The following is a 22,619-nucleotide window of genomic DNA, read 5'->3' on the forward strand; positions in this document are numbered from 1 at the left end:
AAATGCAAGCTAAAGCTGTCGCGAGAACAGTACGTATTGCTCCTCGTAAAGTTCGTTTAGTTGTAGATTTAATTCGAGGTAAGCAAGTGGGTGAAGCGCTAGCAGTGCTACTTCACACGCCAAAGGCTGCTTCTCCAGTCGTTGAGAAAGTATTAAAATCTGCTATTGCCAATGCAGAACACAATTATGAAATGGACGCTAACAATTTAGTTATTACTGACGCTTTTGTTAACGAAGGTCCAACTTTAAAACGTTTCCGTCCACGCGCTATGGGACGTGCAAGCCAAATTAACAAGCGCACAAGCCACATCACAATCGTGGTATCAGAAAAGAAGGAGGGATAATTCATGGGTCAAAAGGTAAATCCGGTCGGTCTTCGCGTCGGTGTCATCCGTGATTGGGAATCAAGATGGTTCGCTGGCAAAGACTACGCTGACTTATTACATGAAGACTTAAAAGTACGTGAATATATCGCTAAACGTTTAAACGATGCAGCTGTTTCTAAAGTTGAAATCGAACGCGCTGCTAACCGCTTAAACGTAACGATCCACACTGCAAAACCTGGTATGGTAATTGGTAAAGGTGGTACTGAAGTAGAATCACTTCGTAAAGCTCTTAACCAATTAACAGGCAAGCGTGTACACATTAACATCCTTGAAATTAAACGAGCAGATTTAGATGCTAAACTAGTAGCTGAAAACATCGCTCGCCAACTTGAGAACCGTGTATCATTCCGTCGTGCTCAAAAGCAAGCTATCCAACGTAGTATGCGTGCTGGCGCACAAGGTATCAAAACAATGGTATCTGGTCGTTTAGGCGGAGCTGATATTGCTCGTTCTGAATATTACAGTGAAGGTACAGTTCCACTTCATACACTTCGCGCTGATATTGACTATGCTCACGCTGAAGCAGATACTACTTATGGTAAACTTGGTGTGAAAGTATGGATCTATCGTGGAGAGGTTCTTCCTACTAAAAAGAAAACTGAGGAAGGAGGAAAATAATTATGTTATTACCAAAACGCGTTAAATATCGTCGCGAACATCGCGGAAAAATGCGTGGACGCGCTAAAGGTGGTACGGAAGTACATTTCGGTGAATTCGGTTTACAAGCTACTGAAGCTTCTTGGATTACAAACCGTCAAATCGAAGCTGCTCGTATCGCAATGACTCGTTACATGAAACGTGGCGGTAAAGTATGGATTAAAATTTTCCCTTCTAAACCTTATACTGCTAAGCCTCTAGAAGTCCGAATGGGTTCTGGTAAAGGTGCTCCTGAAGGTTGGGTAGCAGTTGTTAAACCTGGAAAAGTAATGTTTGAAATTTCAGGTGTATCTGAAGAGGTTGCACGTGAAGCTTTACGTTTAGCTGCACACAAGCTACCTGTAAAATGTAAGTTTGTAAAACGTGAAGAAATTGGTGGTGATTCTAATGAAAGCTAATGAAATTCGTGACCTTACCACTGCTGAAATTGAACAAAAAGTTAAGGCTTTAAAAGAAGAGTTGTTTAACCTTCGTTTCCAATTAGCGACTGGACAATTAGAGAATACTACTCGTATTCGCGAAGTGCGCAAATCGATCGCTCGTATGAAAACTGTAGTTCGTGAAAGAGAGATTGCTGCTAATAAATAATTAAGTCTGAGAGGAGGCTTTCAGAATGAGTGAACGCAACCAACGTAAAGTTTACACTGGCCGCGTAGTTTCTGACAAAATGGATAAGACTGTTACTGTTCTTGTTGAAACTTACAAAAAGCATTCGCTTTATGGCAAGCGTGTAAAATACTCAAAGAAATTCAAAGCTCACGATGAAAACAATACAGCTCAACTAGGCGATATCGTGAAGATCATGGAAACTCGTCCGTTATCAGCTACTAAACGTTTCCGTCTAGTAGAAGTTGTAGAAAAAGCTGTTATCATCTAATAGTTAAGATAGATCGGATAAGAATGATTCATCCGAAGGGAGGTTTCGTACATGATTCAACAAGAATCTCGTTTAAAAGTTGCAGACAACTCTGGTGCACGTGAGGTACTTACTATTAAAGTACTTGGTGGTTCAGGTCGTAAGACAGCAAACATTGGTGATGTTATCGTTTGTACGGTGAAACAAGCAACACCAGGAGGCGTTGTTAAAAAAGGTGACGTTGTTAAAGCTGTTGTTGTACGTACAAAAAGTGGTGTTCGCCGTACTGACGGTTCTTACATCCGTTTCGACGAAAATGCTTGCGTAATCATCCGTGACGACAAAGGACCACGTGGTACTCGTATCTTCGGACCAGTTGCTCGTGAATTACGTGATAACAACTTCATGAAGATCGTATCATTGGCTCCAGAAGTTATCTAATTGATATATAGAACAAATACAAAATGCCTTTTAAGGAGGTGCGAATAGGATGCATGTTAAAAAGGGCGACAAAGTAGTGGTTATCTCTGGTAAAGACAAAGGTAAGCAAGGTGAAGTACTTGCAGCTTTCCCAAAGAAAGACCGTGTACTTGTTGAAGGCGTGAACGTTGTGAAAAAACACTCTAAACCTTCTCAAGTAAATCCACAAGGTGGAATCGTTAGCCAAGAGGCACCTATCCACGTATCAAACGTAATGCCGTTGGATCCTAAATCTGGTGAGCCAACTCGTGTTGGGTACCAAGTTATCGATGGCAAAAAGGTACGTGTAGCAAAAAAATCTGGTGAAACTTTAGATAAATAATTAATGAAATGTGAAGGGAGGTTTAGTTCACATGAACCGTCTTAAAGAGAAATTTACAAAAGAGATTACTCCTGCTCTAGTTAGCAAGTTTAATTATGAATCTGTAATGCAAGTGCCAAAAATCGACAAGATCGTAATCAACATGGGTATCGGTGATGCTGTTTCTAACTCAAAAGCTTTAGATAACGCTGTTGAAGAACTAGCTGAAATCACTGGTCAAAAACCTGTTGTAACTCGTGCGAAAAAATCTATCGCTGGTTTCCGTCTTCGTGAAGGTATGCCAATCGGTGCGAAAGTTACTTTACGCGGCGAGCGTATGTACGAATTCTTCGATAAATTAGTATCAGTATCACTTCCACGTGTGCGCGATTTCCGTGGTGTATCTAAAAAAGCATTTGATGGTCGTGGAAACTACACGTTAGGTGTTAAAGAACAATTGATCTTCCCAGAGATCGATTATGATAAAGTAACTAAAGTTCGTGGTATGGATATCGTTATTGTTACAACAGCAAACACTGATGAAGAAGCTCGTGAGCTTTTAACTCAGTTCGGTATGCCATTCCAGAAGTAATAACTGCCAACGTTAAGCAGAGGAGGCGAAAATGTGGCTAAAAAATCAATGATTGCGAAGCAAAAACGCCAGCAAAAATTCCAAGTACAAGAGTATACACGTTGCGAACGTTGTGGACGTCCACACTCAGTACTACGTAAATTCAAGCTTTGCCGTATTTGTTTCCGTGAGCTTGCTTATAAAGGTCAAATTCCTGGTGTTAAAAAAGCTAGTTGGTAAAACCCAAGTTTGGGAAGGAGGTAAATTAATATGGTAATGACTGATCCTATTGCAGATTTACTAACTCGTATCCGCAATGCGAACATGGTTCGTCATGAGAAAATTGAAGTTCCTGCTTCTAACATTAAGAAGCAAATTGCAGAAATCCTTAAGCGTGAGGGTTTCGTACGTGATGTAGAATACATCGAAGACAACAAACAAGGTATTATCCGTATCTTCTTAAAATACGGTTCAAATAACGAACGTGTAATTACAGGCTTAAAACGTATCAGTAAACCTGGTCTACGTGTTTATGCAAAAACTAACGAAGTACCACGTGTACTTAACGGTTTAGGTATCGCAATCGTTTCTACTTCTCAAGGTGTTTTAACTGACAAAGAAGCTCGTCAAAAGCAAACTGGTGGAGAAGTATTAGCGTACGTTTGGTAATAAGTTTTAAATGTGAATGGAGGTGTAACTATGTCACGTGTTGGTAAAAAGCCTTTAGAACTTCCAGCAGGTGTTACAGTTACGAACGAGAGCAACACTGTAACTGTAAAAGGACCAAAGGGTGAATTAACTCGTACATTCCACCCTGAAATCGAAATTAAAGTTGAAGACAACGTATTAGTTGTTAATCGTCCTAGTGACAATAAAGAGCACCGCGCTCTTCATGGAACTACTCGTAGCCTTTTAGGTAACATGGTTGAAGGTGTTACTAAAGGATTCGAACGTGGTTTAGAATTAGTCGGTGTAGGTTACCGTGCACAAAAATCTGGTAGCAAATTAGTATTGAGCGTTGGATACTCTCACCCAGTTGAGATTACTCCTGAAACAGGAATCGAAATCGAAGTTCCTTCTCAAACTAAGATCGTTATTAAAGGTATTGATAAAGAACGCGTAGGTGCATTAGCTGCAAATATTCGTGACGTTCGTCCACCAGAGCCTTACAAAGGTAAAGGTATTCGTTACGAAGGCGAATATGTACGTCGTAAAGAAGGTAAAACTGCTAAGAAGTAATGCCGGTTAGGTAAAAGAAAGGAGTGCCCGAAATGATCACGAAGCTTGATAAAAACAAAGTTCGTAAAAAAAGACATGCTCGTGTTCGTGCGAAGTTATCTGGAACTGCAACTCGTCCGCGTTTAAACGTGTTCCGTTCTAATCAACATATTTACGCACAAGTTATCGACGATTTAAATTCAGTAACAATCGCAAGTGCTTCAACGTTAGATAAAGACCTGACTTTAGAAAGCACTGGTAACACTGAAGCTGCTATCAAAGTTGGCGAATTAGTCGCTAAACGCGCAGTAGAAAAAGGTGTAAACGAAGTAGTATTCGACCGTGGCGGTTATTTATATCATGGCCGTGTTAAAGCATTAGCTGACGCTGCTCGTGAAGCTGGATTACAATTCTAATTGTAAAAGGAGGGAAAATCATGCGTCGTATTGATCCAAATAAATTAGAGCTTGAAGAACGTGTTGTTACCGTTAACCGCGTAGCTAAAGTTGTGAAAGGTGGACGTCGTTTCCGCTTCGCTGCATTAGTTGTAGTTGGTGACAAAAACGGTCACGTTGGATTCGGTACTGGTAAAGCACAAGAGGTACCAGATGCAATCCGTAAAGCAATTGAAGATGCGAAGAAAAACTTAATTACTGTACCTATGGTTGGTACAACTATTCCACACGAAATCCTTGGACAATTTGGTGCAGGTCAAATTTTCTTAAAACCTGCTTCTGAAGGTACAGGAGTTATCGCTGGTGGCCCAGTTCGTGCGGTACTAGAATTGGGTGGAGTAAGTGATATTCTATCTAAATCTTTAGGTTCAAACACTCCAATCAACATGGTACGTGCAACTCTTAACGGTTTAGCTAACCTAAAACGTGCTGAAGATGTTGCAAAACTACGTGGCAAGACTGTAGAAGAACTGTTAGGATAAGGGAGGGATATGGAATGGCAAACAAACTAGCAATTACCCTTACTCGTAGCGTAATTGGTCGTCCAGAAGATCAACGTGTAACTGTTCGTACACTTGGCCTACGTAAGTTAAATCAAACTGTCGTTCAAGACGATAATCCTGCAATTCGCGGAATGATTAACAAAGTAGCTCACCTTGTTACAGTAAAAGAGCAATAAGTATAAATTGTCACTCTAAGGAGGTGCTCCGGAATGAAACTTCATGAATTGAAACCAGCTGAAGGTTCACGTAAAGTACGTAACCGTGTAGGTCGTGGTACTGGTTCAGGTAACGGAAAGACTTCAGGTAAAGGTCACAAAGGGCAAAACGCTCGCTCTGGCGGTGGCGTAAGACCTGGCTTCGAAGGTGGTCAAACTCCTTTATTCCGTCGTCTTCCAAAACGTGGGTTCACTAATATCAATCGCAAAGAATACGCGATCGTTAATTTAGAAGCTCTTAACCGTTTTGAAGATGGAACTGAAGTAACACCAGAATTATTAATCGAAACTGGTTTAGTAAGCAAAGCAAAAGCTGGCGTTAAAGTACTAGGAAACGGTACATTAAACTCTAAGCTAACTGTTAAAGCTGCTAAATTCTCTTCAACTGCTAAAGAAGCTATCGAAGCTGCTGGCGGTACAGTTGAGGTGATCTAATGTTTCAAACAATCTCCAATTTAATGCGCGTGCGTGAAATAAGACAAAAAATCTTTTTCACTTTGTTAATGTTAATTGTCTTCCGAATTGGTACATTTATTCCTGTACCAAGTGTTAATACGGATGTACTAAAATTGCAAGATGGGTTAAATGTATTCGGAGTTCTGAATACATTTGGCGGCGGCGCGTTAAAAAACTTTTCCATTCTTGCTATGGGCATTATGCCTTATATTACAGCATCCATCATCGTCCAATTATTGCAGATGGATGTTGTACCTAAGTTTACAGAATGGTCAAAGCAGGGAGATGTTGGGCGCCGTAAATTAGCTCAAGTAACTCGTTATGGAACAATTGTGCTTGGATTTATCCAGGCTTTAGGTATGTCTATAGGATTCAACAATATTTCGGGCGGACAATTGATCGCTAATCCAGGAATTTCTACGTATCTTCTAATTGCTACAGTGTTAACGGCAGGTACTGCCTTCTTAATGTGGTTAGGAGAACAGATTACTGCAAAAGGCGTAGGTAATGGTATTTCTATCATTATCTTTGCTGGGATTGCAGCTGGTATTCCGACAACATTAAATCAAATTTATGCACAGCAATTTGAAGACGTTGGGGATCAATTATTCATTCGTATCGTAACGGTAGTTTTAATTGCGATTGCAGTTTTAGCTATTATTGTTGGGGTTATTTACTTCCAACAAGCGCTACGAAAAATTCCTATTCAATATGCAAAGGGTTCAGCTGGTCGTAATCCTGTTGGAGGTCAATCCACTCATTTACCGTTAAAAGTAAATGCTGCTGGGGTTATTCCTGTTATCTTTGCAGTTTCATTTATTATCACACCACCAACAATTGCATCATTTTTCGGTCCAAATGATGTAACGACGTGGATTCAGAATACATTTGACTATACTAAGCCAATTGGTATGATAGTGTATGTAGCGTTAATCATTGCTTTTTGTTACTTCTATACATTTGTTCAAGTTAACCCTGAACAAGTAGCAGAGAACTTGAAAAAGCAAGGTGGCTACATCCCAGGCATTCGTCCTGGTAAAAGCACACAAGCTTATTTAACGAAAGTGTTATATCGTCTGACATTAATCGGTTCGATATTCCTTGCGTTAATTGCTGTGTTGCCGGTTCTGTTCATCAAAATTGCAAACCTACCCTCATCTGCTCAGATCGGCGGTACTAGTTTGTTAATTGTTGTCGGTGTAGCTCTTGAGACAATGAAACAGCTTGAGAGTCAATTAGTGAAACGCCATTATAAGGGATTTATTAAGTAAAGCTGTTTAGTGGGAGGCAGGCTGCTTTCCCATTAAACGGATAAGATACTGAGGGGGAAGCAAGAAATGAATTTAGTGTTAATGGGCCTTCCTGGTGCTGGGAAAGGTACTCAAGCAGAAAAAATCGTTGAGCATTACGATATCCCTCATATCTCAACAGGAGATATGTTCCGAGCTGCAATTAAAGAAGGAACGCAACTAGGTTTAAAAGCTAAATCATTTATGGACCAAGGTAACCTTGTTCCTGATGAAGTAACAATTGGAATTGTGCGCGAGCGTTTAAACAAACAAGATTGTGAAAACGGCTTTTTACTTGATGGCTTCCCGAGAACAGTAGCCCAAGCAGAAGCTCTTGAAACAATTACAAAAGAACTAAACAAGCAAATTGATTATGTGATTAATATTGATGTAGATCAAAGCATTTTAATGGAGCGTCTTACTGGACGCCGCATTTGTAAAGATTGCGGAGCTACTTACCACTTAGTATTCAATCCTCCTGCGAAAGAAGGAGTTTGTGACAAATGTGGCGGAGAGCTTTATCAACGTGCAGATGACAATGCTGAGACGGTTTCAACTAGACTTTCAGTTAATGTTAAACAATCTCAACCTCTACTTGATTTCTATCAAGAAAAAGGTTATCTACGCAATATTAATGGTAATCAAGATATTAACATTGTGTTTGAGGATGTTCGTCAATTACTTGCTGGGGTTAAGCAATGATCATTTGCAAGACACCAGAGGAAATTGAGGTCATGCGTGAAGCTGGACGAATCGTGGCTTTAACTCATCAAGAGTTGAAAAAACATATCGTTCCAGGTATAACGACTATAGAATTGGATGCAATTGCTGAAAATTTTATTCGTCAACATGATGCAATTCCGTCTTTTAAAGGGTATAATGGTTTTCGCGGCAGTGTATGTGCTTCTGTGAATGAAGAATTAGTTCATGGTATTCCGGGAGAACGCAAGCTTAATGAAGGGGATATCATCAGTTTGGACATCGGAGCTAAATTCGGTGGCTATCATGGTGACTCAGCTTGGACATATGGAGTAGGAAAGATTTCATTAGAAAATCAAGAGCTGCTTGATGTGACTGAGCAATCTCTCTACAAAGGATTAGCAGAAGCGAAGCCGGGTGAGCGTTTGTCGAATATTTCACATGCTATTCAACAGTACGCAGAATCACGTAACTTTTCGATTGTAAGAGAATATGTTGGCCATGGTGTCGGCAAAGACTTACATGAAGATCCGCAAGTACCTCATTATGGTCCACCGAATAAAGGACCGCGTCTACGTCCAGGCATGGTATTGGCAGTTGAGCCAATGGTGAATGCTGGTATGCGATATGTAAAAACATTACCTGATAACTGGACAGTTGTGACAGTGGATGGTAAAATGTGTGCGCACTTCGAACATACTATTGCAATTACTGAGACGGGATATGAAATTCTGACAGCATTGTAATGTTAAAGGATGTTATCTCTATCCATTCCTCGCTAGATGCACTGGACAGTAAACAGTAATTATCTAAATTCACGATGATCGTTTTTCGTCTGAATTGCTGTTAAAATGGTAAAGATGTATATTAGCGTCAATCATCTTGAATTTAATGATTACGATCTCCGGATGTTCAGAACAGGTTCTTTTTAAGTCGTTTAATGATAGCTTGTTACTGTTTCAAAGAAAGGAGAGCACTTTAATGGCAAAAGACGATGTAATTGAAGTTGAAGGTACAGTTGCTGAGACTTTACCTAACGCTATGTTCAAGGTAGAATTAGAAAATGGTCATACAGTACTTGCTCACGTATCAGGAAAAATTCGCATGCATTTCATTCGAATCTTACCTGGTGATAAAGTAACTGTAGAATTGTCACCATACGATTTAACTCGCGGTAGAATTACGTACCGTTTCAAATAAAACCTATGCACTCCGTACTATCAAGGAGGTATGAAACATGAAAGTCAGACCATCAGTTAAACCAATCTGCGAAAAATGTAAAGTTATCCGTAGAAAAGGTAAAGTAATGGTAATTTGTGAAAACCCTAAGCATAAACAAAAACAAGGTTAATCAATAAGGAGGTGCACTATTCATATGGCACGTATTGCTGGTGTTGATATTCCTCGTGACAAGCGTGTAGTAATTTCATTAACATACATTTTCGGTATTGGTCGTCCAACTGCTGAAAAAGTTCTAGCTGAAGCTGGAGTTTCTGAAGATACTCGCGTTCGTGACTTAACAGAAGAAGAATTAGGTAAAATTCGTGATATTTTAGATAGCTATAAAGTAGAAGGCGATCTTCGTCGTGAAGTTTCTTTAAACATCAAACGTTTAATTGAGATTGGTTCATACCGTGGTATCCGCCACCGTCGTAGTTTACCAGTTCGTGGTCAAAACAGTAAAAACAATGCTCGTACACGTAAAGGCCCACGCCGTACTGTAGCGAACAAGAAGAAATAATTAGTAAGGGAGGTCATTAACAGATGGCACGTAAAACTAATACACGTAAACGTCGCGTGAAAAAGAATATTGAAGCTGGTGTAGCTCATATTCGCTCAACGTTTAATAACACTATTGTAACAATTACAGATGTTCACGGTAATGCGATTGCTTGGTCTAGTGCAGGCGCACTTGGCTTCAGAGGTTCTCGTAAATCCACTCCATTTGCTGCGCAAATGGCTGCTGAAGCTGCTGCAAAAGTTTCTATGGATAACGGAATGAAAACTCTTGAAGTTACAGTTAAAGGCCCTGGTGCTGGTCGTGAAGCAGCTATCCGTGCTCTTCAAGCTGCAGGTTTAGAAGTAACAGCTATTAGAGATGTTACTCCTGTACCTCACAACGGATGCCGCCCACCAAAACGTCGTCGTGTATAATTAATATGTATAGATTCTATTTCGTTGTCTATAATGATGATGGTGTAGAATTTATTCATGCAACGAAATGTTTTCCATTTGTTGTGCACATTCGGGAACTGTCTAATAGGGAATTTCGGTTAGGCATTTGAGAAATCAGCCGTCTAGCCGAGGTTTCGACGTTTTGAAGGAGGGTTTATATTGATAGAGATTGAAAAGCCAAAAATCGAAACGGTAGAAATCAGCGATGATAGAAAGTACGGTAAATTCGTCGTCGAACCACTTGAGCGTGGATATGGTACTACTTTGGGTAACTCCTTACGTCGTATCCTATTATCCTCACTCCCTGGTGCAGCTGTAACATCTATTCAAATTGAAGGTGTATTACATGAATTTTCAACAGTTCCTGGAGTTGTTGAAGATGTAACAAACATCATTTTAAACGTTAAAAAGTTAGCGTTAAAGATTTACTCTGATGAAGAGAAAACACTTGAGATCGATGTTAAAGGTCCTGGTACAGTAACGGCTGCTGACATTCAAGCAGACAGTGATATCGAAGTTCTAAATCCGGATCTTCATATTGCAACACTTGAGTCAGATGCTCATTTCCGTATGAGACTTACTGCTCGCACAGGTCGAGGTTATAATCCTGCCGATGCTAACAAGCGTGAAGACCAACCAATTGGTGTACTTCCAATTGACTCAATCTATACGCCTGTTACTCGCGTATCGTATTATGTAGAAAATACTCGTGTTGGTCAAATGACAAATTACGATAAGTTAACGTTGGATGTTTGGACTGACGGTAGCATCGAGCCAGAAAAAGCTGTTGCTTTAGGTGCAAAGATTCTAACGGAACACTTAAATATCTTCGTTAACTTAACAGATGAAGCTCAAAAAGCAGAGATCATGGTAGAAAAAGAAGAAGACCAGAAAGAAAAAGTTCTAGAGATGACGATCGAGGAACTGGATTTATCTGTTCGTTCTTACAACTGCTTAAAACGAGCAGGCATCAATACTGTACAAGAGCTTGCTAATAAAACAGAAGAAGATATGATGAAAGTTCGTAACTTAGGCCGTAAATCTTTAGAAGAAGTTAAAGCTAAACTTGAAGAATTAGGTTTGGGTCTACGTAAGGACGACTGATTATATCTACCTGTTTAACTACTTAACAAAGGAGGGGACCTCACATGTCTTACCGTAAATTAGGTCGTACAAGCGCACAACGCAAGGCGCTTCTTCGTGATTTAACAACTGATTTAATCATCAGTGAACGCATTGAGACAACTGAAGCTCGTGCAAAAGAATTACGTTCAACTGTTGAAAAAATGATTACTTTAGGTAAACGTGGAGATCTACACGCTCGTCGTCAAGCTGCATCTTACATCCGTAATGAAGTAGCTAACGAGGAAGCTGGTCAAAGCGCTTTACAAAAACTATTCAGCGATATCGCTACTCGCTACGAAGATCGCCAAGGCGGTTACACTCGTATCTTAAAAGTTGGACCTCGCCGTGGTGACGGTGCTCCAATGGTTATCATTGAATTAGTTTAATATTTTTAATACAGATAGAAAAGGGCGAGACAGTGTGTAACTAGTCGTTGCCCTTTTTTTATACCTTAAACCGGGTAAATAGCGTAAAAAACCAATGTAGGCAATGCTGCAATAGAAAAAGCTGAGAGGAAGATAGCGTTGAAAGAAATGTCTTTAGAGGTAAAAGATTTATGCTTTCGATACGATCCTGAAGCAGACCTAACATTAGATCACCTTTCTCTCTCTGCTTATAAAGGTGAATGGTTAGCGATAGCTGGACATAATGGATCTGGGAAATCGACGCTGGCACGAATTCTAAACGGCCTTTTGCTACCTGAAAAAGGAACGGTTCGAGTGGGCGATACTCTTTTATCTGAAGAAACAATATGGGATGTGCGCAAGCAGATTGGAATGGTGTTTCAAAACCCAGATAATCAATTTGTTGGCTCAACCGTTCAAGATGATATTGCGTTTGGGCTTGAAAACAACGGGATTCCATTTGAAATTATGGAAAAACGTATACCTGAAGCAATCGAAATGGTCAATATGAGTGCTTTTCTGGATCAAGAGCCTCATCAGCTATCAGGTGGACAAAAACAGCGTGTGGCCATTGCGGGTATAATTGCCGTACAGCCATCTGTTATCATTCTAGATGAAGCAACATCTATGTTAGATCCTATTGGACGAACTGAAGTACTTGAAACTGTTAGAAAATTAAAAGAAGAAAAACAACTGACGGTTATTTCAATTACCCACGATTTAGATGAAGTAGCAATGGCTGACAGAGTCGTTGTGATGAACAAAGGGAAGATCTATGCAACAGGTACTCCACGCGAAGTATTTGCATTAGGTTCCAAGTTAACGGATATTGGACTAGACTTGCCGTTTTCCGTTAAACTAAGCCATCGTTTTGCTTCCGTAGGAATTCCTTTATCAAAAATTCATTTAACAGATGAGGACTTGGTGGACGAACTATGGACATTATATTCAAAGAAGTAGAGCATCGTTATCAAGTTAATACACCATTTGAACGAATTGCTCTGCATGACTTAAATTTAAGCATTCAATCAGGTACATTTTTGGCTGTTATTGGCCATACTGGTTCTGGGAAATCAACAATCATACAGCATCTGAATGCCTTATTGAAGCCAACTGCTGGTGAAATTCAAATCGGTGAGCGCACTATTAAAGCCAATCGAAAAGAAAAGAATTTAAAAGCTATTCGTCAGCAAGTAGGCGTGGTGTTTCAATTTCCAGAACATCAGCTTTTTGAAGAAACGGTGGAAAAAGATATAGCTTTTGGACCAATGAATTATGGCATTTCGGAAGAAGAAGCAAAGCAAAAAGCACGAGAGCTTATCAAGTTAGTGGGGTTGCCAGAAGACATTCTCACCAGATCTCCTTTTGATTTGAGTGGTGGACAAATGCGTCGTGTAGCGATAGCAGGTATTCTAGCGATGAATCCTAATGTGCTAATTTTAGATGAGCCAACTGCTGGATTGGACCCTAGAGGCCGTCAAGAAATTATGAATATGATTTATCGTCTTCATAAAGAAAAAGGCTTGACGACGATTCTCGTGACTCACAGCATGGAAGATGCAGCTATGTACGCTGATGAGCTAATTGTAATGAATAAAGGAACGATTGCGATGAAAGGGTCACCTAGAGAAGTTTTCGGTCAGCATACGCAGCTAAAAGAATATGGATTGGATGTTCCAGAATCGCTTCGCTTTATGCTGAAGCTGCAAGAGAAATTTCAGCTTGAAGCATCGGATACGGTTATTACCTTTTCTGAAGTGGTAGAGAAAGTGCAGCACCTTATGCAGCAAGGTGAACGAATATGATGAACTCAATCATTATTGGTAAGTATGTCCCGGGTCATTCTGTTGTCCATCGAATGGATCCTCGGGCCAAGCTGCTTCTCGTATTTGCGTATGTATTAATTGTGTTTTTAGCAAATAACCCTATCGGCTATTCTTTTTTAGGTGTGTATACCCTTGTGATAGTGGCCATGAGTAAAGTGCCCGTTTCCTTTATTTTAAGAGGGTTAAAGCCCGTTCTATTTATTATTATCATCACGTTTCTTTTGCACATTTTTATGACGAAGGAAGGTCCTCTTTTGTTTGAATGGGGATGGTTTTCTGTCTATAAAGGCGGCCTTATTCAAGGTGTTTTAATTTCCTTGCGCTTCTTGTTCTTAATTTTAATTACGACGATGCTAACGTTAACGACTACGCCCATTGAAGTAACAGATGGAATGGAAAGCTTGTTGAATCCATTTAAAAAGCTCAAGCTTCCTGTTCATGAATTAGCTTTAATGATGTCCATTTCTCTTCGCTTTATTCCTACATTGATGGAAGAGACAGATAAAATTATTAAAGCGCAGACAGCACGAGGAGTGGACTTTAGCAGCGGTCCCGTTACGGATCGGTTGAAAGCTGTCGTTCCTTTGCTTGTTCCTTTATTTATAGGTTCATTTAAGCGTGCTGAAGAGCTAGCTATTGCCATGGAGGCAAGAGGATATAAAGGCGGAGAAGGGCGTACAAAGTATCGTCAATTAAAATGGGGAAGCATAGATACAATTATGCTTTTACTTCTGCTGGCAGTAGCAGTTGTTTTAGTGCTGATTAGAACGTAAAGATTGTTTGGTGAAAAGATGAAACGTTTAAAATGTATAGTTGCATACGACGGCACACACTTTTCAGGTTATCAAGTTCAGCCCAATAAGCGAACAGTTCAACTGGAGATTGAAGCCGTTTTAGAGAAAATGCATAACAAAAAAGTTCCGATTTACGCCTCTGGACGAACGGACACAAATGTTCATGCACAGGGGCAAGTCATTCATTTTGACACAAACCTAAATATTCCATGTGATAAGTGGAAAAAAGCATTGAATTCAATGCTACCAGATGATATTGTAATGAAGAATGTATGTGAAGTTGATGCACATTTTCACGCCCGGTATGACGTTACTTCAAAAGAGTATCGCTATCATATTTTGCGCGGCGAAGATCGAAATCCTTTCACTCGTTCTTATGCATACCATTACCCTTATCCATTAGACTACTCAAAAATGAAAAAAGCCATCACATATTTACTCGGTACACACGACTTTACAAGCTTTTGTTCAGCGAGGACAGAAGTGGAAGATAAGATTCGTACGATTTACAAGATTGATATGTATGAAGAGAATAGTCAGCTTGTGTTTAGATTCGTTGGAAGTGGCTTTCTGTATAATATGGTTCGTATTCTTGTTGGAACGCTTTTAGAAGTAGGACAAGGCCGTATTGAACCAGATGCTATAAAAGATATTCTAGAAAGCAAATCACGTCCTCGTGCAGGGAAAACTGCGCCTTCGCAAGGACTATATTTATGGCGCGTTTTCTATGACAACTAAACCTGGTGTAACATTTTCTTGACATTAGTAGCTTAAAGATATAATATATCATATGGTATGTATTTTAACCCCACGGTTAGCCCCGGAAATTAATCGTGTTGAAATAGAAGGTTGAAATAATTTTATAATTGATGATGAAAATTAGGAGGGAAACTCATGCGTACAACTTTCATGGCGAAAGCAAACGAAGTAGAGCGTAAATGGTATGTTGTCGATGCTGAAGGTAAAACTTTAGGTCGTTTAGCAAGTGAAGTAGCATCAATCTTACGCGGTAAACATAAACCAACTTTTACACCACATGTTGATACTGGTGATCACGTGATCCTTATCAATGCGTCAAAAATCGAATTAACAGGTAAAAAATTAACTGATAAAATTTATTACCGTCACAGCATGCACCCAGGTGGTTTGAAACAACGTACAGCATTAGAAATGCGTACTAACTACTCTGAGAAAATGCTTGAATTAGGAATCAAAGGCATGCTTCCAAAAGGTAGCCTAGGCCGTCAAATGTTCAAAAAATTACATGTGTATGCTGGTGAAACACATCCACATGAAGCACAAAAACCAGAAGTTTACGAACTTCGCGGATAATTAATAAGAGGAGGTTATTATCTTGGCACAGGTACAATATTACGGAACTGGTCGTCGTAAAAGCTCTGTTGCTCGTGTACGTTTAGTACCAGGTAACGGTCGCGTAACAATCAACGGTCGTGAAATCGAAGAATACATTCCATTTGCTGCACTACGTGAAGTAGTAAAACAACCACTTGCTTTAACTGAAACTGTAGGTAACTATGACGTATTTGTAAACGTTAATGGTGGAGGTTATGCAGGTCAAGCTGGCGCTATTCGTCACGGAATCTCTCGTGCTTTATTAGAAGCAGACCCTGAATACCGTGGAACATTAAAACGTGCTGGTCTATTAACTCGTGACGCTCGTGCGAAAGAACGTAAAAAATACGGTCTTAAAGGCGCTCGTCGTGCACCACAATTCTCAAAACGTTAATTTTATATTACGTTTCAAGCCTTGGTCTTTGGACCAAGGCTTTTTTTATTTGTTGTTTGCGTATGAGACGAAGGCTTGTGCAGACAATATGTAAAAAAGGGAGGCGTTATCGTGAACGAGGTTACATATTTAAAAGAAAAACGTTATGAAAAAGAAATGAAATATGAACGCAAAGTCCTAAGGGAACTATCGTTTGATTTGCTTCAAGAGAGGCTGCGCCGTTATTTTCATCCAATGTTTCAGTGGAATATGCTAGGAGACGAACATGTGGAGGAGTACTGTCTTGACATTGCTATCGAATCATTTTTATTAGGTGCCCGGGTGAGTAAACGTGGTAAAGGCTACGAAGATGTTCAGAAGCACAGTAAGCAAGAAGAGTCTCTTTTAATTGATACATTGTACGGAGCCGTTAGCATGTCTGTAACAGATCTTTATCAAGATGGTCTGTATTATTTGTGTCAAGGATATGTGCAAGACTGGTGGAAAGAAGGTTATCGAACCGCAGAAAAAAGACGCCGTTTACGTTTGCATTAAAAAGTACTCATAATTCCCGTTCTTGTCCCATATAGAAATAAATAGGTGAGGCAAGAAGGGAAGGGATAAAATGTCTAAAGTAAAAATAATGAGCACAATTATAGCGCTTCTCGTTCTTTTTGTCATTGTACAATATCAAATAGATCATAGAACATCATCCGGTTCGCTTTCACTTCCTCTTAGCGGGAAAGTTATTGTACTAGATCCTGGACATGGCGGTGTTGATGGAGGAGCGGTAGGAGAGGATGAGGTGCTTGAAAAAGAAATAACTCTTAAAATTTCGTTAATGCTTCGAGACTATCTGCAAGAGCAAGGGGCACTTGTTATTATGACGAGAGAAAAAGACGAAGACCTAGCGGCCAAAGATACAAGAGGATACAGTCGCAGAAAAGTAGAAGACTTAAAAAATCGCTTAACGATGATTAATAAATCCAACGCTGATTTGTACTTAAGTATTCACTTGAATGCTATTCCATCCTCTGCGTGGAGAGGGGCTCAAACTTTCTATTACGGATCCCTAAAAGAAAACGAGCAAGTGGCCAAACTCATTCAACAAGAGCTAAGAAATAATCTGGACAATACGACCCGTGAAGCAAAAGCTATTCAAACTCTTTACCTTCTTAAGCATTCTAAGCCACCCGGTGCTTTGGTTGAAGTAGGATTCTTGTCAAATCCTACAGAACGTAAAATGCTTCAATCGAAACGCTATCAAAAAAAGTTAGCTGAATCCATTTATGAAGGAGTCAGCCGGTATTTTACTGGAGAAAAGCCTAAATAAAAAGCATAGCACCCTTCTATTCAGAAAAATCTAATATGTATGATATACTTGATAGTATAAATAAATAGATTTTAACATGGTGGTGGGAGTATGCTAACGGAAAAGCAAGTAAAAGAAGTAGTAGGGGAAATTACAGATCCATTTTTAAATAAAAAACTATCAGAAACAGATGCGATTAAAGAAATAACAATCAAAGCTGAAAAACAGCATATAAGCCTGAAGATTGCTGTTGCAAAAACAGGTACGAGTGAACAGTTGAGCCTGCAAGGCACAATTGTAGAAGAATTAAAAAAAGCAGGTGTACAGTCGGTTGGACTGCGATTTGTTGAGTTTACGCCTGAGGAACTTCAGCAGTACCGAGCTGAGCAGCCGAATACTGGCAACTTACTAACTAGTCCGAATGCACCTGAATTTATTGCTATTGCCAGCGGTAAAGGAGGCGTTGGTAAATCAACAGTCTCTGTTAACTTAGCCGTTTCTCTAGCTCGTTTAGGAAAAAAAGTTGGTTTAATTGATGCTGACATTTATGGATTCAGCGTCCCAGACATGATGGGAATCACACAACGTCCTGTAGTAGAAGGTGAAAAGATTATTCCAGTTGATCGTTTCGGAGTAAAAGTTATTTCCATGGGCTTCTTTGTAGAAGATAATTCACCTGTTATCTGGCGAGGACCTATGCTCGGAAAAATGTTGACGAGCTTCTTTACAGAAGTTGAATGGGGAGAATTAGATTATCTTTTACTAGACTTACCCCCAGGAACAGGTGATGTCGCATTAGACGTTCACTCCATGCTTCCTGCTTGTAAAGAAGTGATTATTACAACACCACATCCTACAGCGGCATTTGTTGCAGCTAGAGCGGGTGCTATGGCTTTGAAAACCGATCATGAGGTCATTGGAGTTGTAGAAAATATGGCTTACTTTGAAAGCCAGCTAACAGGGGAAAAAGAGTATGTATTTGGTAAAGGCGGGGGTCCAAAACTGGCTGAGGAACTTCAGACAGAGCTGTTAGGACAGCTTCCGTTAAGTCAGCCTGATTGGAATGAAGAAGATTTTGCACCTTCCATTTACGACGAATCGCATCGTTTAGGTCAAATATATGGAGAGATTGCAAGCAAGATTGCATTTATTTGCGAAAATGAAAAAGCAGCAACAGGAAAATAATAAAAAGCACGCGCTGTTCGAGCGCGTGCTTTTTATTATTATACAGAGAGTTCAATCTGCGTCTTTTTTAAGTCAAATGCGAGGTTTTGTTTTAAGAGAGCTAAAAATGTTTTTCCAGCTGTACTTACGGTGTGAGACTGGTGCTTTAAAATGCCGATTGCAGGCCCCTCATGTAAGTCATGAATCGTTTTAACCACCACTTGATCCGGCGGAAGAGTTGCGCTTATTTGTGGAACAACGGCTATTCCTAAGTTTTCTTTTACAAAATGCTGAAGTGTGCTAATAGTGCCTAACTGGACTTTAGCAGGCAGCTGTCCTGTTCGTTCAAAGATTAGCTGCTCAATTTTCTTTTGAACGGAAGATTGCCCAGCTGTAATCAGCGTTTCGTGTATTAAATCTTTTGCAAAGATTGTTTTTCTTTTTGTTAGCGCATGATTGAATGGTAGTAGCAGCACAAGTTTTTCCGTTAGCAATGCCTCAAACTCTATATCTCTGAACGATTCTGATACAGTGCCAATCGCGAAATCAATTTCTTGATTGCGTATATGTTGATGAAGGTGCTTTTCGTCTGCAACGAGTAAGCTAATTTCTGTGTTGGGATATCTTTTTTTAAATAATGAGAGAATGGAAGGCAGTCGACTGCTTGCTGTAGGCTCTGCAGCACCTATACGGATCGTGCCAGCTTCGCCTGTTGAATAATCCTTTAAGGTATTATTTAGATATTCATATTCCTTTAGTAAAATATTTGCCCGTTCGTAAAAGATTTTACCTGCTTCAGTAAGTTTAATGCTTTTTCCTCGTTCTAAAAGCTTAAATCCTAGTTCGGATTCTAACTTTTGAATGTGCAGTGTAATGGTAGGCTGAGAGTACTTTAAATATTCAGCGGCTAATTGAAAGCTTCCTAAACGAACAATGGTTTGAAACGTTTTAATAACGCGAAATTCCATCGAATTCCCTCCTTTTGCTATAAAACGATTGTGTTAATTTCTAATATTTTACCATAAAGCTAAGAATTAAAGTTTACAATTCCAATAAAAATACTAAGTATTAAAAAATATAAAGAAGTCATTTAGGTTTTTTAATAAAAATAAATGACATAATTAAATACGCATCTCATGTGAGATGCGTATTTAATCACTGCTGTTGCTGTTCTCCCCCTGAGTCAGATCCAGCGGAAGAAGAACCGCCATCGTCGCTGCTTTGTTTTTGTCCACCTTGTGTTTCTTCAGCGGCTTTCAAAAGAATGTCTTGAATTTTAGATTGATAAAGAGGGCTATCAAACGTTTCGGTCATAATCTTTTGTAAATAAGTGCGATATTCTTTACTCTTTAAAACAGTCAGTACTTCTTTTTCCATAGCCGGATCCTTTAAAACATCTTGAAGCATTCCTTGATATTCAGGATCTTTCATTAGTTGTTTGATGACCGTCTTATTTTCTTTTTCCAAACTTTTAGCAAAGCTTTCAGCAAACTTCGGATCATCCATGGCTTTTTTCCAAAATTCCACGCCCTTATCTGATACTAAGGTTTGAGAAATTGTATCTTTTATCGCGTTTTGATCCATTAAAATATCTTGTCTAACAGAAGGGTCTTTCATAATTGCCTCGACTGCTTTTTTTCCTTCATCTGTTTTTAAAATATCAACAACCATTTTCTTTGTTTGATCATAATCCATACCATTGTTCTCTTCATCTTGCGGTGCACAGGCTGTAGCTAAAAGCATACACATTCCTATATAAATGAGGAGCATGAGTCGCTTTTTCATAGTAATGAGCTCCTTTCCTAATATGCTTACGCTTAATATGAGATAATCAAGGTTTTTTATTCATAAAAGAGCTCTAGATTTTTCAAAACGTGATTGGTACAATTTATGAAAAGGTACAATTTTGTAACTTATGGGGGAGATGGAAGTGAATAGTCGAAATTGGGTTCGTCTATTTCTAACCACGTTAGCTGTTGGGGGTATAAGTACAGCTGTTGTTGGGTTTGCGGTGCGCTGGGGGGAATACGGTCACTTATTTCAACAAGGAAAGATAGGAGAAATTGTTGCTGTTTTAACATGGCTCGTAGGCGTAGGGTTTATTTTTAGTTTAATTAGCCAAATGGGGTTCTTTGCATATTTAACTATTCACCGATTTGGGTTGGGAATTTTTAAATCTGCATCTCTTTGGAAATCGGTTCAAATTGTATTTGTTTTATTTGTATTATTTGACGTTGCTTATTTTCGATATAAGTTCTTTCAACAAGCGGGAGAAGGCATAGGTAAGTATATTTTGTTAAGCGTTTTCTTGTTAGCGGTAGGGTTGTTAGTGGCGTATGCAAAGAAAAAGCAGACGAATAAAGAGGCTTTTGTACCAGCGCTGTTTTTTATGATTGTTGTAACGACAATTGAATGGTTCCCAGCGCTGCGGACGAATGAAGAAAGCTGGCTTTACCTTATGTTGTTTCCACTTCTAATTTGTAATATGTATCAACTTCTTATTTTGCCGAAACTTCTTACGCACGCAAGAATAGCAAAAGCAGACAAATAGCATATTTGTCTGCTTTTGCTTTCCATATACAGTGGGAATAAATCTTAGCGGATATCTTTTACTTGGGTTTTTGAATTTGAAATTAATGTTGAAATACTTACGTTTGAGACTTTTTTATTTTGTAATGAATTCTTGATATATGGAATAGCCTTTGCTGTTTGTTGAGCGGAGTCAGACGCGTGCAGCAATATAATATCTCCCCCGTTTAAAGGCTTTGTAACATTCGAGACAATTTTTTCAACCCCTGGATTTGTCCAGTCTTTAGAATCAATGCTCCAGTGAACAGTAGTATATCCTATATCTGCTGTTAATTTTAAGATGTCTTTATTAAATTGCCCGTTAGGAGGACGAAGAAGGTGAACATCTTTAAGGCCTAGAGAATCAAAGACTTTCTTTGATTTTGCAAGATCCTGTCTAATCTCATTAGGTTTTAGGCTTGTATAAGAAGTATAGTCATAGCCCATTGTGCCAATTTCGTGACCTTCTTTCTTAATGCGCTCTACAATATCTGGGTGACGTTCAGCCCATGAAGCAGATAAAAAGAAAGTAGCATGTTCAATATGCTGTCTTTTTAGTTCATTCAGAATGGGAATAGCTCTTTCATCTCCCCAGCTGATGTTAAAGGTCAGAGCAACTTCCGGATTTTTATCATCCGCCTTATAAACAGCTCTTGGACCGTTATCCGTTGAAAACACGGGAAAGTGAAACGTCTGCTGAGCATAGAGAAAAAAACTTGTAAAAAACGCAGCAACTACGATAAGCATGGTCTGTTTGATTCTTTTGGCTCGAATAGTATAAAACATATTCATTTTGTCACCTCATTTAATAAGTAGTACTTGTCTAATTTGTATGCGTTTTGTCTACAATTAATAACAGGTAAGGAAAAGAACAACTGATTTTATTTTGATGTGTGAGAATCAATGTCGCAAAAAGCAGGTGAATCAATGAAAATTTGTTTATTTAATCAGGTGGAGTGTTTAGAGTTAGAAGCACTACTTAGAGAAGAAATAAAGAGATCAAACGTTGCTTTTCAACAAAGTTTGAATCATGTAGTTCTTGAACGAAACATTCAAGAAAAGTATCAAATCCTTTCAAAGATCTTGCTAAGATTCGGCGAAAGCAGGGAAGTAAATAAGATTTTTTGATAAAACGAAAAAAACTTTTCAAAAAGTGTTGACTTTTATACAGCACAGATGTTAAATTATTAAATGTCGCTGATGAGTGATTGGAAAACAATCGCAATTCATCAGAAATAAAATATTAAAAAGTTGTTGACAAATGAAAGACAACTTGTTAATATAAGAAAGTCGCTCAAGAGCGGCGGTTGAACTTTGAAAACTGAACAAAGCGACAAACGTCAACGTTAATTTTTATTTTTTAAATGAGCAAGTCAAACATTTCTTCGGAGAGTTTGATCCTGGCTCAGGATGAACGCTGGCGGCGTGCCTAATACATG

Annotated in this window: 38 protein-coding genes; 35 read left to right on the plus strand and 3 right to left on the minus strand. The window is 39.1% G+C overall.

The genetic code is table 11. From position 1 onward, the window contains the following. Positions 1-2: 2 nt before the first annotated feature. The 33 genes from rplV to WKH56_RS32945 all read left to right on the plus strand — a co-directional run bounded on the left by rplV (position 3) and on the right by WKH56_RS32945 (position 18,633). On the plus strand, positions 3-344 hold the full coding sequence (gene rplV / locus WKH56_RS32785; RefSeq protein ID WP_013054932.1) for a 50S ribosomal protein L22: 342 nt from the start codon (positions 3-5) through the stop codon (positions 342-344). A gap of 3 nt (positions 345-347) precedes the next feature. Beyond that, positions 348-1,004 (plus strand): 30S ribosomal protein S3, encoded by a 657-nt coding sequence (rpsC, locus tag WKH56_RS32790; protein WP_013054933.1) that lies wholly within the window; start codon positions 348-350, stop codon positions 1,002-1,004. Positions 1,005-1,006: 2 nt separating this feature from the next. Further along, positions 1,007-1,441, plus strand: a complete 435-nt coding sequence (gene rplP / locus WKH56_RS32795) for a 50S ribosomal protein L16 (RefSeq protein ID WP_013054934.1) — start codon at positions 1,007-1,009, stop codon at positions 1,439-1,441. Beyond that, positions 1,431-1,631 (plus strand): 50S ribosomal protein L29, encoded by a 201-nt coding sequence (rpmC, locus tag WKH56_RS32800; RefSeq protein ID WP_013054935.1) that lies wholly within the window; start codon positions 1,431-1,433, stop codon positions 1,629-1,631. Before rplP ends, rpmC begins: the two co-directional genes overlap by 11 nt. Positions 1,632-1,656: 25 nt before the next feature. Then, positions 1,657-1,920 (plus strand): 30S ribosomal protein S17, encoded by a 264-nt coding sequence (gene rpsQ, locus WKH56_RS32805; protein ID WP_013054936.1) that lies wholly within the window; start codon positions 1,657-1,659, stop codon positions 1,918-1,920. A 51-nt stretch (positions 1,921-1,971) separates the two neighbouring features. Then, positions 1,972-2,340, plus strand: a complete 369-nt coding sequence (gene rplN, locus WKH56_RS32810; RefSeq protein WP_013054937.1) for a 50S ribosomal protein L14 — start codon at positions 1,972-1,974, stop codon at positions 2,338-2,340. 49 nt (positions 2,341-2,389) lie between these two features. Beyond that, a complete protein-coding gene (gene rplX, locus WKH56_RS32815; RefSeq protein WP_013054938.1) occupies positions 2,390-2,701 on the plus strand; it encodes a 50S ribosomal protein L24 in 312 nt (103 codons plus the stop codon). Positions 2,702-2,732: 31 nt separating this feature from the next. Next, the gene (gene rplE / locus WKH56_RS32820) at positions 2,733-3,272 is read left to right on the plus strand and encodes a 50S ribosomal protein L5 (RefSeq protein WP_013054939.1); all 540 of its coding nucleotides are present in this window, start codon (positions 2,733-2,735) and stop codon (positions 3,270-3,272) included. 33 nt (positions 3,273-3,305) lie between these two features. After that, the gene (locus WKH56_RS32825; protein WP_013054940.1) at positions 3,306-3,491 is read left to right on the plus strand and encodes a type Z 30S ribosomal protein S14; all 186 of its coding nucleotides are present in this window, start codon (positions 3,306-3,308) and stop codon (positions 3,489-3,491) included. Positions 3,492-3,521: 30 nt separating this feature from the next. Continuing rightward, complete coding sequence (rpsH, locus tag WKH56_RS32830; RefSeq protein WP_013054941.1) at positions 3,522-3,920, plus strand: 30S ribosomal protein S8; 399 nt, start codon at positions 3,522-3,524, stop codon at positions 3,918-3,920. A gap of 30 nt (positions 3,921-3,950) precedes the next feature. Further along, entirely contained in the window at positions 3,951-4,490 is a 540-nt protein-coding gene (rplF, locus tag WKH56_RS32835; RefSeq protein WP_013054942.1) for a 50S ribosomal protein L6, read from the plus strand. A 32-nt stretch (positions 4,491-4,522) separates the two neighbouring features. Beyond that, positions 4,523-4,885, plus strand: a complete 363-nt coding sequence (gene rplR, locus WKH56_RS32840; protein ID WP_013054943.1) for a 50S ribosomal protein L18 — start codon at positions 4,523-4,525, stop codon at positions 4,883-4,885. A 20-nt stretch (positions 4,886-4,905) separates the two neighbouring features. After that, a complete protein-coding gene (gene rpsE / locus WKH56_RS32845) occupies positions 4,906-5,406 on the plus strand; it encodes a 30S ribosomal protein S5 (RefSeq protein WP_013054944.1) in 501 nt (166 codons plus the stop codon). A gap of 14 nt (positions 5,407-5,420) precedes the next feature. Then, positions 5,421-5,603: a 50S ribosomal protein L30 gene (gene rpmD, locus WKH56_RS32850; protein WP_013054945.1), complete on the plus strand. Its 183-nt coding sequence runs from the start codon at positions 5,421-5,423 to the stop codon at positions 5,601-5,603. A 33-nt stretch (positions 5,604-5,636) separates the two neighbouring features. Next, positions 5,637-6,077, plus strand: coding sequence for a 50S ribosomal protein L15 (gene rplO / locus WKH56_RS32855; RefSeq protein WP_013054946.1), 441 nt, complete (start codon positions 5,637-5,639; stop codon positions 6,075-6,077). Then, positions 6,077-7,369: a preprotein translocase subunit SecY gene (gene secY, locus WKH56_RS32860; protein ID WP_013054947.1), complete on the plus strand. Its 1,293-nt coding sequence runs from the start codon at positions 6,077-6,079 to the stop codon at positions 7,367-7,369. Before rplO ends, secY begins: the two co-directional genes overlap by 1 nt. Positions 7,370-7,435: 66 nt before the next feature. After that, the gene (locus WKH56_RS32865; RefSeq protein WP_013054948.1) at positions 7,436-8,089 is read left to right on the plus strand and encodes an adenylate kinase; all 654 of its coding nucleotides are present in this window, start codon (positions 7,436-7,438) and stop codon (positions 8,087-8,089) included. Next, positions 8,086-8,832 carry a type I methionyl aminopeptidase gene (gene map / locus WKH56_RS32870; RefSeq protein ID WP_028412665.1) on the plus strand — a complete coding sequence of 249 codons (747 nt, stop codon included), beginning with the start codon at positions 8,086-8,088 and terminating at the stop codon, positions 8,830-8,832. The genes WKH56_RS32865 and map overlap by 4 nt, the downstream gene beginning before the upstream one ends. Before the next feature lie 235 nt (positions 8,833-9,067). Continuing rightward, on the plus strand, positions 9,068-9,286 hold the full coding sequence (gene infA, locus WKH56_RS32875; RefSeq protein ID WP_010285101.1) for a translation initiation factor IF-1: 219 nt from the start codon (positions 9,068-9,070) through the stop codon (positions 9,284-9,286). Between the two features lie 37 nt (positions 9,287-9,323). Next, a complete protein-coding gene (gene rpmJ, locus WKH56_RS32880) occupies positions 9,324-9,437 on the plus strand; it encodes a 50S ribosomal protein L36 (protein WP_003156543.1) in 114 nt (37 codons plus the stop codon). Between the two features lie 24 nt (positions 9,438-9,461). Beyond that, the gene (gene rpsM / locus WKH56_RS32885; protein WP_013054950.1) at positions 9,462-9,827 is read left to right on the plus strand and encodes a 30S ribosomal protein S13; all 366 of its coding nucleotides are present in this window, start codon (positions 9,462-9,464) and stop codon (positions 9,825-9,827) included. 23 nt (positions 9,828-9,850) lie between these two features. Further along, positions 9,851-10,240 carry a 30S ribosomal protein S11 gene (gene rpsK / locus WKH56_RS32890; protein WP_028412666.1) on the plus strand — a complete coding sequence of 130 codons (390 nt, stop codon included), beginning with the start codon at positions 9,851-9,853 and terminating at the stop codon, positions 10,238-10,240. 180 nt (positions 10,241-10,420) lie between these two features. Beyond that, positions 10,421-11,365 carry a DNA-directed RNA polymerase subunit alpha gene (locus WKH56_RS32895; RefSeq protein ID WP_013054952.1) on the plus strand — a complete coding sequence of 315 codons (945 nt, stop codon included), beginning with the start codon at positions 10,421-10,423 and terminating at the stop codon, positions 11,363-11,365. 44 nt (positions 11,366-11,409) lie between these two features. After that, on the plus strand, positions 11,410-11,772 hold the full coding sequence (gene rplQ, locus WKH56_RS32900; RefSeq protein WP_013054953.1) for a 50S ribosomal protein L17: 363 nt from the start codon (positions 11,410-11,412) through the stop codon (positions 11,770-11,772). A 138-nt stretch (positions 11,773-11,910) separates the two neighbouring features. Next, positions 11,911-12,750: an energy-coupling factor ABC transporter ATP-binding protein gene (locus WKH56_RS32905; protein WP_013054954.1), complete on the plus strand. Its 840-nt coding sequence runs from the start codon at positions 11,911-11,913 to the stop codon at positions 12,748-12,750. Beyond that, complete coding sequence (locus WKH56_RS32910) at positions 12,726-13,595, plus strand: energy-coupling factor ABC transporter ATP-binding protein (RefSeq protein WP_063248114.1); 870 nt, start codon at positions 12,726-12,728, stop codon at positions 13,593-13,595. Before WKH56_RS32905 ends, WKH56_RS32910 begins: the two co-directional genes overlap by 25 nt. Beyond that, a complete protein-coding gene (locus WKH56_RS32915) occupies positions 13,592-14,389 on the plus strand; it encodes an energy-coupling factor transporter transmembrane component T family protein (RefSeq protein WP_063248115.1) in 798 nt (265 codons plus the stop codon). The genes WKH56_RS32910 and WKH56_RS32915 overlap by 4 nt, the downstream gene beginning before the upstream one ends. Positions 14,390-14,407: 18 nt before the next feature. Then, complete coding sequence (truA, locus tag WKH56_RS32920) at positions 14,408-15,148, plus strand: tRNA pseudouridine(38-40) synthase TruA (RefSeq protein WP_013054957.1); 741 nt, start codon at positions 14,408-14,410, stop codon at positions 15,146-15,148. Between the two features lie 156 nt (positions 15,149-15,304). Beyond that, positions 15,305-15,742 (plus strand): 50S ribosomal protein L13, encoded by a 438-nt coding sequence (gene rplM / locus WKH56_RS32925; RefSeq protein ID WP_013054958.1) that lies wholly within the window; start codon positions 15,305-15,307, stop codon positions 15,740-15,742. Positions 15,743-15,764: 22 nt separating this feature from the next. Then, complete coding sequence (gene rpsI, locus WKH56_RS32930; protein WP_013054959.1) at positions 15,765-16,157, plus strand: 30S ribosomal protein S9; 393 nt, start codon at positions 15,765-15,767, stop codon at positions 16,155-16,157. Positions 16,158-16,268: 111 nt separating this feature from the next. Continuing rightward, a complete protein-coding gene (locus tag WKH56_RS32935; protein WP_028412723.1) occupies positions 16,269-16,691 on the plus strand; it encodes a DUF2521 family protein in 423 nt (140 codons plus the stop codon). 70 nt (positions 16,692-16,761) lie between these two features. Further along, positions 16,762-17,469, plus strand: coding sequence for an N-acetylmuramoyl-L-alanine amidase CwlD (gene cwlD, locus WKH56_RS32940; RefSeq protein ID WP_014462005.1), 708 nt, complete (start codon positions 16,762-16,764; stop codon positions 17,467-17,469). Between the two features lie 90 nt (positions 17,470-17,559). Next, positions 17,560-18,633 (plus strand): Mrp/NBP35 family ATP-binding protein, encoded by a 1,074-nt coding sequence (locus WKH56_RS32945; protein ID WP_014462004.1) that lies wholly within the window; start codon positions 17,560-17,562, stop codon positions 18,631-18,633. Between the two features lie 38 nt (positions 18,634-18,671). On the opposite strand, the gene WKH56_RS32950 is transcribed toward WKH56_RS32945, so the two are convergent. Together WKH56_RS32950 and gerD are read right to left on the minus strand one after the other, a co-directional pair. Then, positions 18,672-19,580, minus strand: a complete 909-nt coding sequence (locus WKH56_RS32950) for a LysR family transcriptional regulator (RefSeq protein ID WP_014462003.1) — start codon at positions 19,578-19,580, stop codon at positions 18,672-18,674. Between the two features lie 187 nt (positions 19,581-19,767). Beyond that, positions 19,768-20,397, minus strand: a complete 630-nt coding sequence (gerD, locus tag WKH56_RS32955) for a spore germination lipoprotein GerD (protein ID WP_033580786.1) — start codon at positions 20,395-20,397, stop codon at positions 19,768-19,770. A gap of 145 nt (positions 20,398-20,542) precedes the next feature. Here gerD and WKH56_RS32960 point away from each other — a divergent pair, with 145 nt between their 5' ends. After that, complete coding sequence (locus WKH56_RS32960; protein WP_028412721.1) at positions 20,543-21,163, plus strand: KinB-signaling pathway activation protein; 621 nt, start codon at positions 20,543-20,545, stop codon at positions 21,161-21,163. Positions 21,164-21,207: 44 nt separating this feature from the next. Here the strand turns inward: WKH56_RS32960 and pdaB are convergent, their stop codons facing one another. Then, on the minus strand, positions 21,208-21,972 hold the full coding sequence (gene pdaB / locus WKH56_RS32965) for a polysaccharide deacetylase family sporulation protein PdaB (RefSeq protein ID WP_168761643.1): 765 nt from the start codon (positions 21,970-21,972) through the stop codon (positions 21,208-21,210). A gap of 111 nt (positions 21,973-22,083) precedes the next feature. Here pdaB and WKH56_RS32970 point away from each other — a divergent pair, with 111 nt between their 5' ends. Continuing rightward, the gene (locus WKH56_RS32970) at positions 22,084-22,308 is read left to right on the plus strand and encodes a hypothetical protein (protein WP_230683562.1); all 225 of its coding nucleotides are present in this window, start codon (positions 22,084-22,086) and stop codon (positions 22,306-22,308) included. The last annotated feature ends 311 nt before the right edge of the window (positions 22,309-22,619 follow it).

Source organism: Priestia sp. SB1 (assembly GCF_038898415.1).

Excerpts from the sequence above, each read along its gene's own strand:
- rplV (WP_013054932.1), top strand. The coding sequence starts at position 3 with ATGCAAGCTAAAGCTGTCGCGAGAACAGTACGTATTGCTCCTCGTAAA.
- rpsC (WP_013054933.1), top strand. The coding sequence starts at position 348 with ATGGGTCAAAAGGTAAATCCGGTCGGTCTTCGCGTCGGTGTCATCCGT.
- rplP (WP_013054934.1), top strand. The coding sequence starts at position 1,007 with ATGTTATTACCAAAACGCGTTAAATATCGTCGCGAACATCGCGGAAAA.
- rpmC (WP_013054935.1), top strand. The coding sequence starts at position 1,431 with ATGAAAGCTAATGAAATTCGTGACCTTACCACTGCTGAAATTGAACAA.
- rpsQ (WP_013054936.1), top strand. The coding sequence starts at position 1,657 with ATGAGTGAACGCAACCAACGTAAAGTTTACACTGGCCGCGTAGTTTCT.
- rplN (WP_013054937.1), top strand. The coding sequence starts at position 1,972 with ATGATTCAACAAGAATCTCGTTTAAAAGTTGCAGACAACTCTGGTGCA.
- rplX (WP_013054938.1), top strand. The coding sequence starts at position 2,390 with ATGCATGTTAAAAAGGGCGACAAAGTAGTGGTTATCTCTGGTAAAGAC.
- rplE (WP_013054939.1), top strand. The coding sequence starts at position 2,733 with ATGAACCGTCTTAAAGAGAAATTTACAAAAGAGATTACTCCTGCTCTA.
- rpsH (WP_013054941.1), top strand. The coding sequence starts at position 3,522 with ATGGTAATGACTGATCCTATTGCAGATTTACTAACTCGTATCCGCAAT.
- rplF (WP_013054942.1), top strand. The coding sequence starts at position 3,951 with ATGTCACGTGTTGGTAAAAAGCCTTTAGAACTTCCAGCAGGTGTTACA.
- rplR (WP_013054943.1), top strand. The coding sequence starts at position 4,523 with ATGATCACGAAGCTTGATAAAAACAAAGTTCGTAAAAAAAGACATGCT.
- rpsE (WP_013054944.1), top strand. The coding sequence starts at position 4,906 with ATGCGTCGTATTGATCCAAATAAATTAGAGCTTGAAGAACGTGTTGTT.
- rpmD (WP_013054945.1), top strand. The coding sequence starts at position 5,421 with ATGGCAAACAAACTAGCAATTACCCTTACTCGTAGCGTAATTGGTCGT.
- rplO (WP_013054946.1), top strand. The coding sequence starts at position 5,637 with ATGAAACTTCATGAATTGAAACCAGCTGAAGGTTCACGTAAAGTACGT.
- secY (WP_013054947.1), top strand. The coding sequence starts at position 6,077 with ATGTTTCAAACAATCTCCAATTTAATGCGCGTGCGTGAAATAAGACAA.
- WKH56_RS32865 (WP_013054948.1), top strand. The coding sequence starts at position 7,436 with ATGAATTTAGTGTTAATGGGCCTTCCTGGTGCTGGGAAAGGTACTCAA.
- map (WP_028412665.1), top strand. The coding sequence starts at position 8,086 with ATGATCATTTGCAAGACACCAGAGGAAATTGAGGTCATGCGTGAAGCT.
- infA (WP_010285101.1), top strand. The coding sequence starts at position 9,068 with ATGGCAAAAGACGATGTAATTGAAGTTGAAGGTACAGTTGCTGAGACT.
- rpmJ (WP_003156543.1), top strand. The coding sequence starts at position 9,324 with ATGAAAGTCAGACCATCAGTTAAACCAATCTGCGAAAAATGTAAAGTT.
- rpsM (WP_013054950.1), top strand. The coding sequence starts at position 9,462 with ATGGCACGTATTGCTGGTGTTGATATTCCTCGTGACAAGCGTGTAGTA.
- rpsK (WP_028412666.1), top strand. The coding sequence starts at position 9,851 with ATGGCACGTAAAACTAATACACGTAAACGTCGCGTGAAAAAGAATATT.
- rplQ (WP_013054953.1), top strand. The coding sequence starts at position 11,410 with ATGTCTTACCGTAAATTAGGTCGTACAAGCGCACAACGCAAGGCGCTT.
- WKH56_RS32910 (WP_063248114.1), top strand. The coding sequence starts at position 12,726 with ATGGACATTATATTCAAAGAAGTAGAGCATCGTTATCAAGTTAATACA.
- WKH56_RS32915 (WP_063248115.1), top strand. The coding sequence starts at position 13,592 with ATGATGAACTCAATCATTATTGGTAAGTATGTCCCGGGTCATTCTGTT.
- truA (WP_013054957.1), top strand. The coding sequence starts at position 14,408 with ATGAAACGTTTAAAATGTATAGTTGCATACGACGGCACACACTTTTCA.
- rplM (WP_013054958.1), top strand. The coding sequence starts at position 15,305 with ATGCGTACAACTTTCATGGCGAAAGCAAACGAAGTAGAGCGTAAATGG.
- cwlD (WP_014462005.1), top strand. The coding sequence starts at position 16,762 with ATGTCTAAAGTAAAAATAATGAGCACAATTATAGCGCTTCTCGTTCTT.
- WKH56_RS32945 (WP_014462004.1), top strand. The coding sequence starts at position 17,560 with ATGCTAACGGAAAAGCAAGTAAAAGAAGTAGTAGGGGAAATTACAGAT.
- WKH56_RS32950 (WP_014462003.1), bottom strand. The coding sequence starts at position 19,580 with ATGGAATTTCGCGTTATTAAAACGTTTCAAACCATTGTTCGTTTAGGA.
- gerD (WP_033580786.1), bottom strand. The coding sequence starts at position 20,397 with ATGAAAAAGCGACTCATGCTCCTCATTTATATAGGAATGTGTATGCTT.
- pdaB (WP_168761643.1), bottom strand. The coding sequence starts at position 21,972 with ATGAATATGTTTTATACTATTCGAGCCAAAAGAATCAAACAGACCATG.
- WKH56_RS32970 (WP_230683562.1), top strand. The coding sequence starts at position 22,084 with ATGTCGCAAAAAGCAGGTGAATCAATGAAAATTTGTTTATTTAATCAG.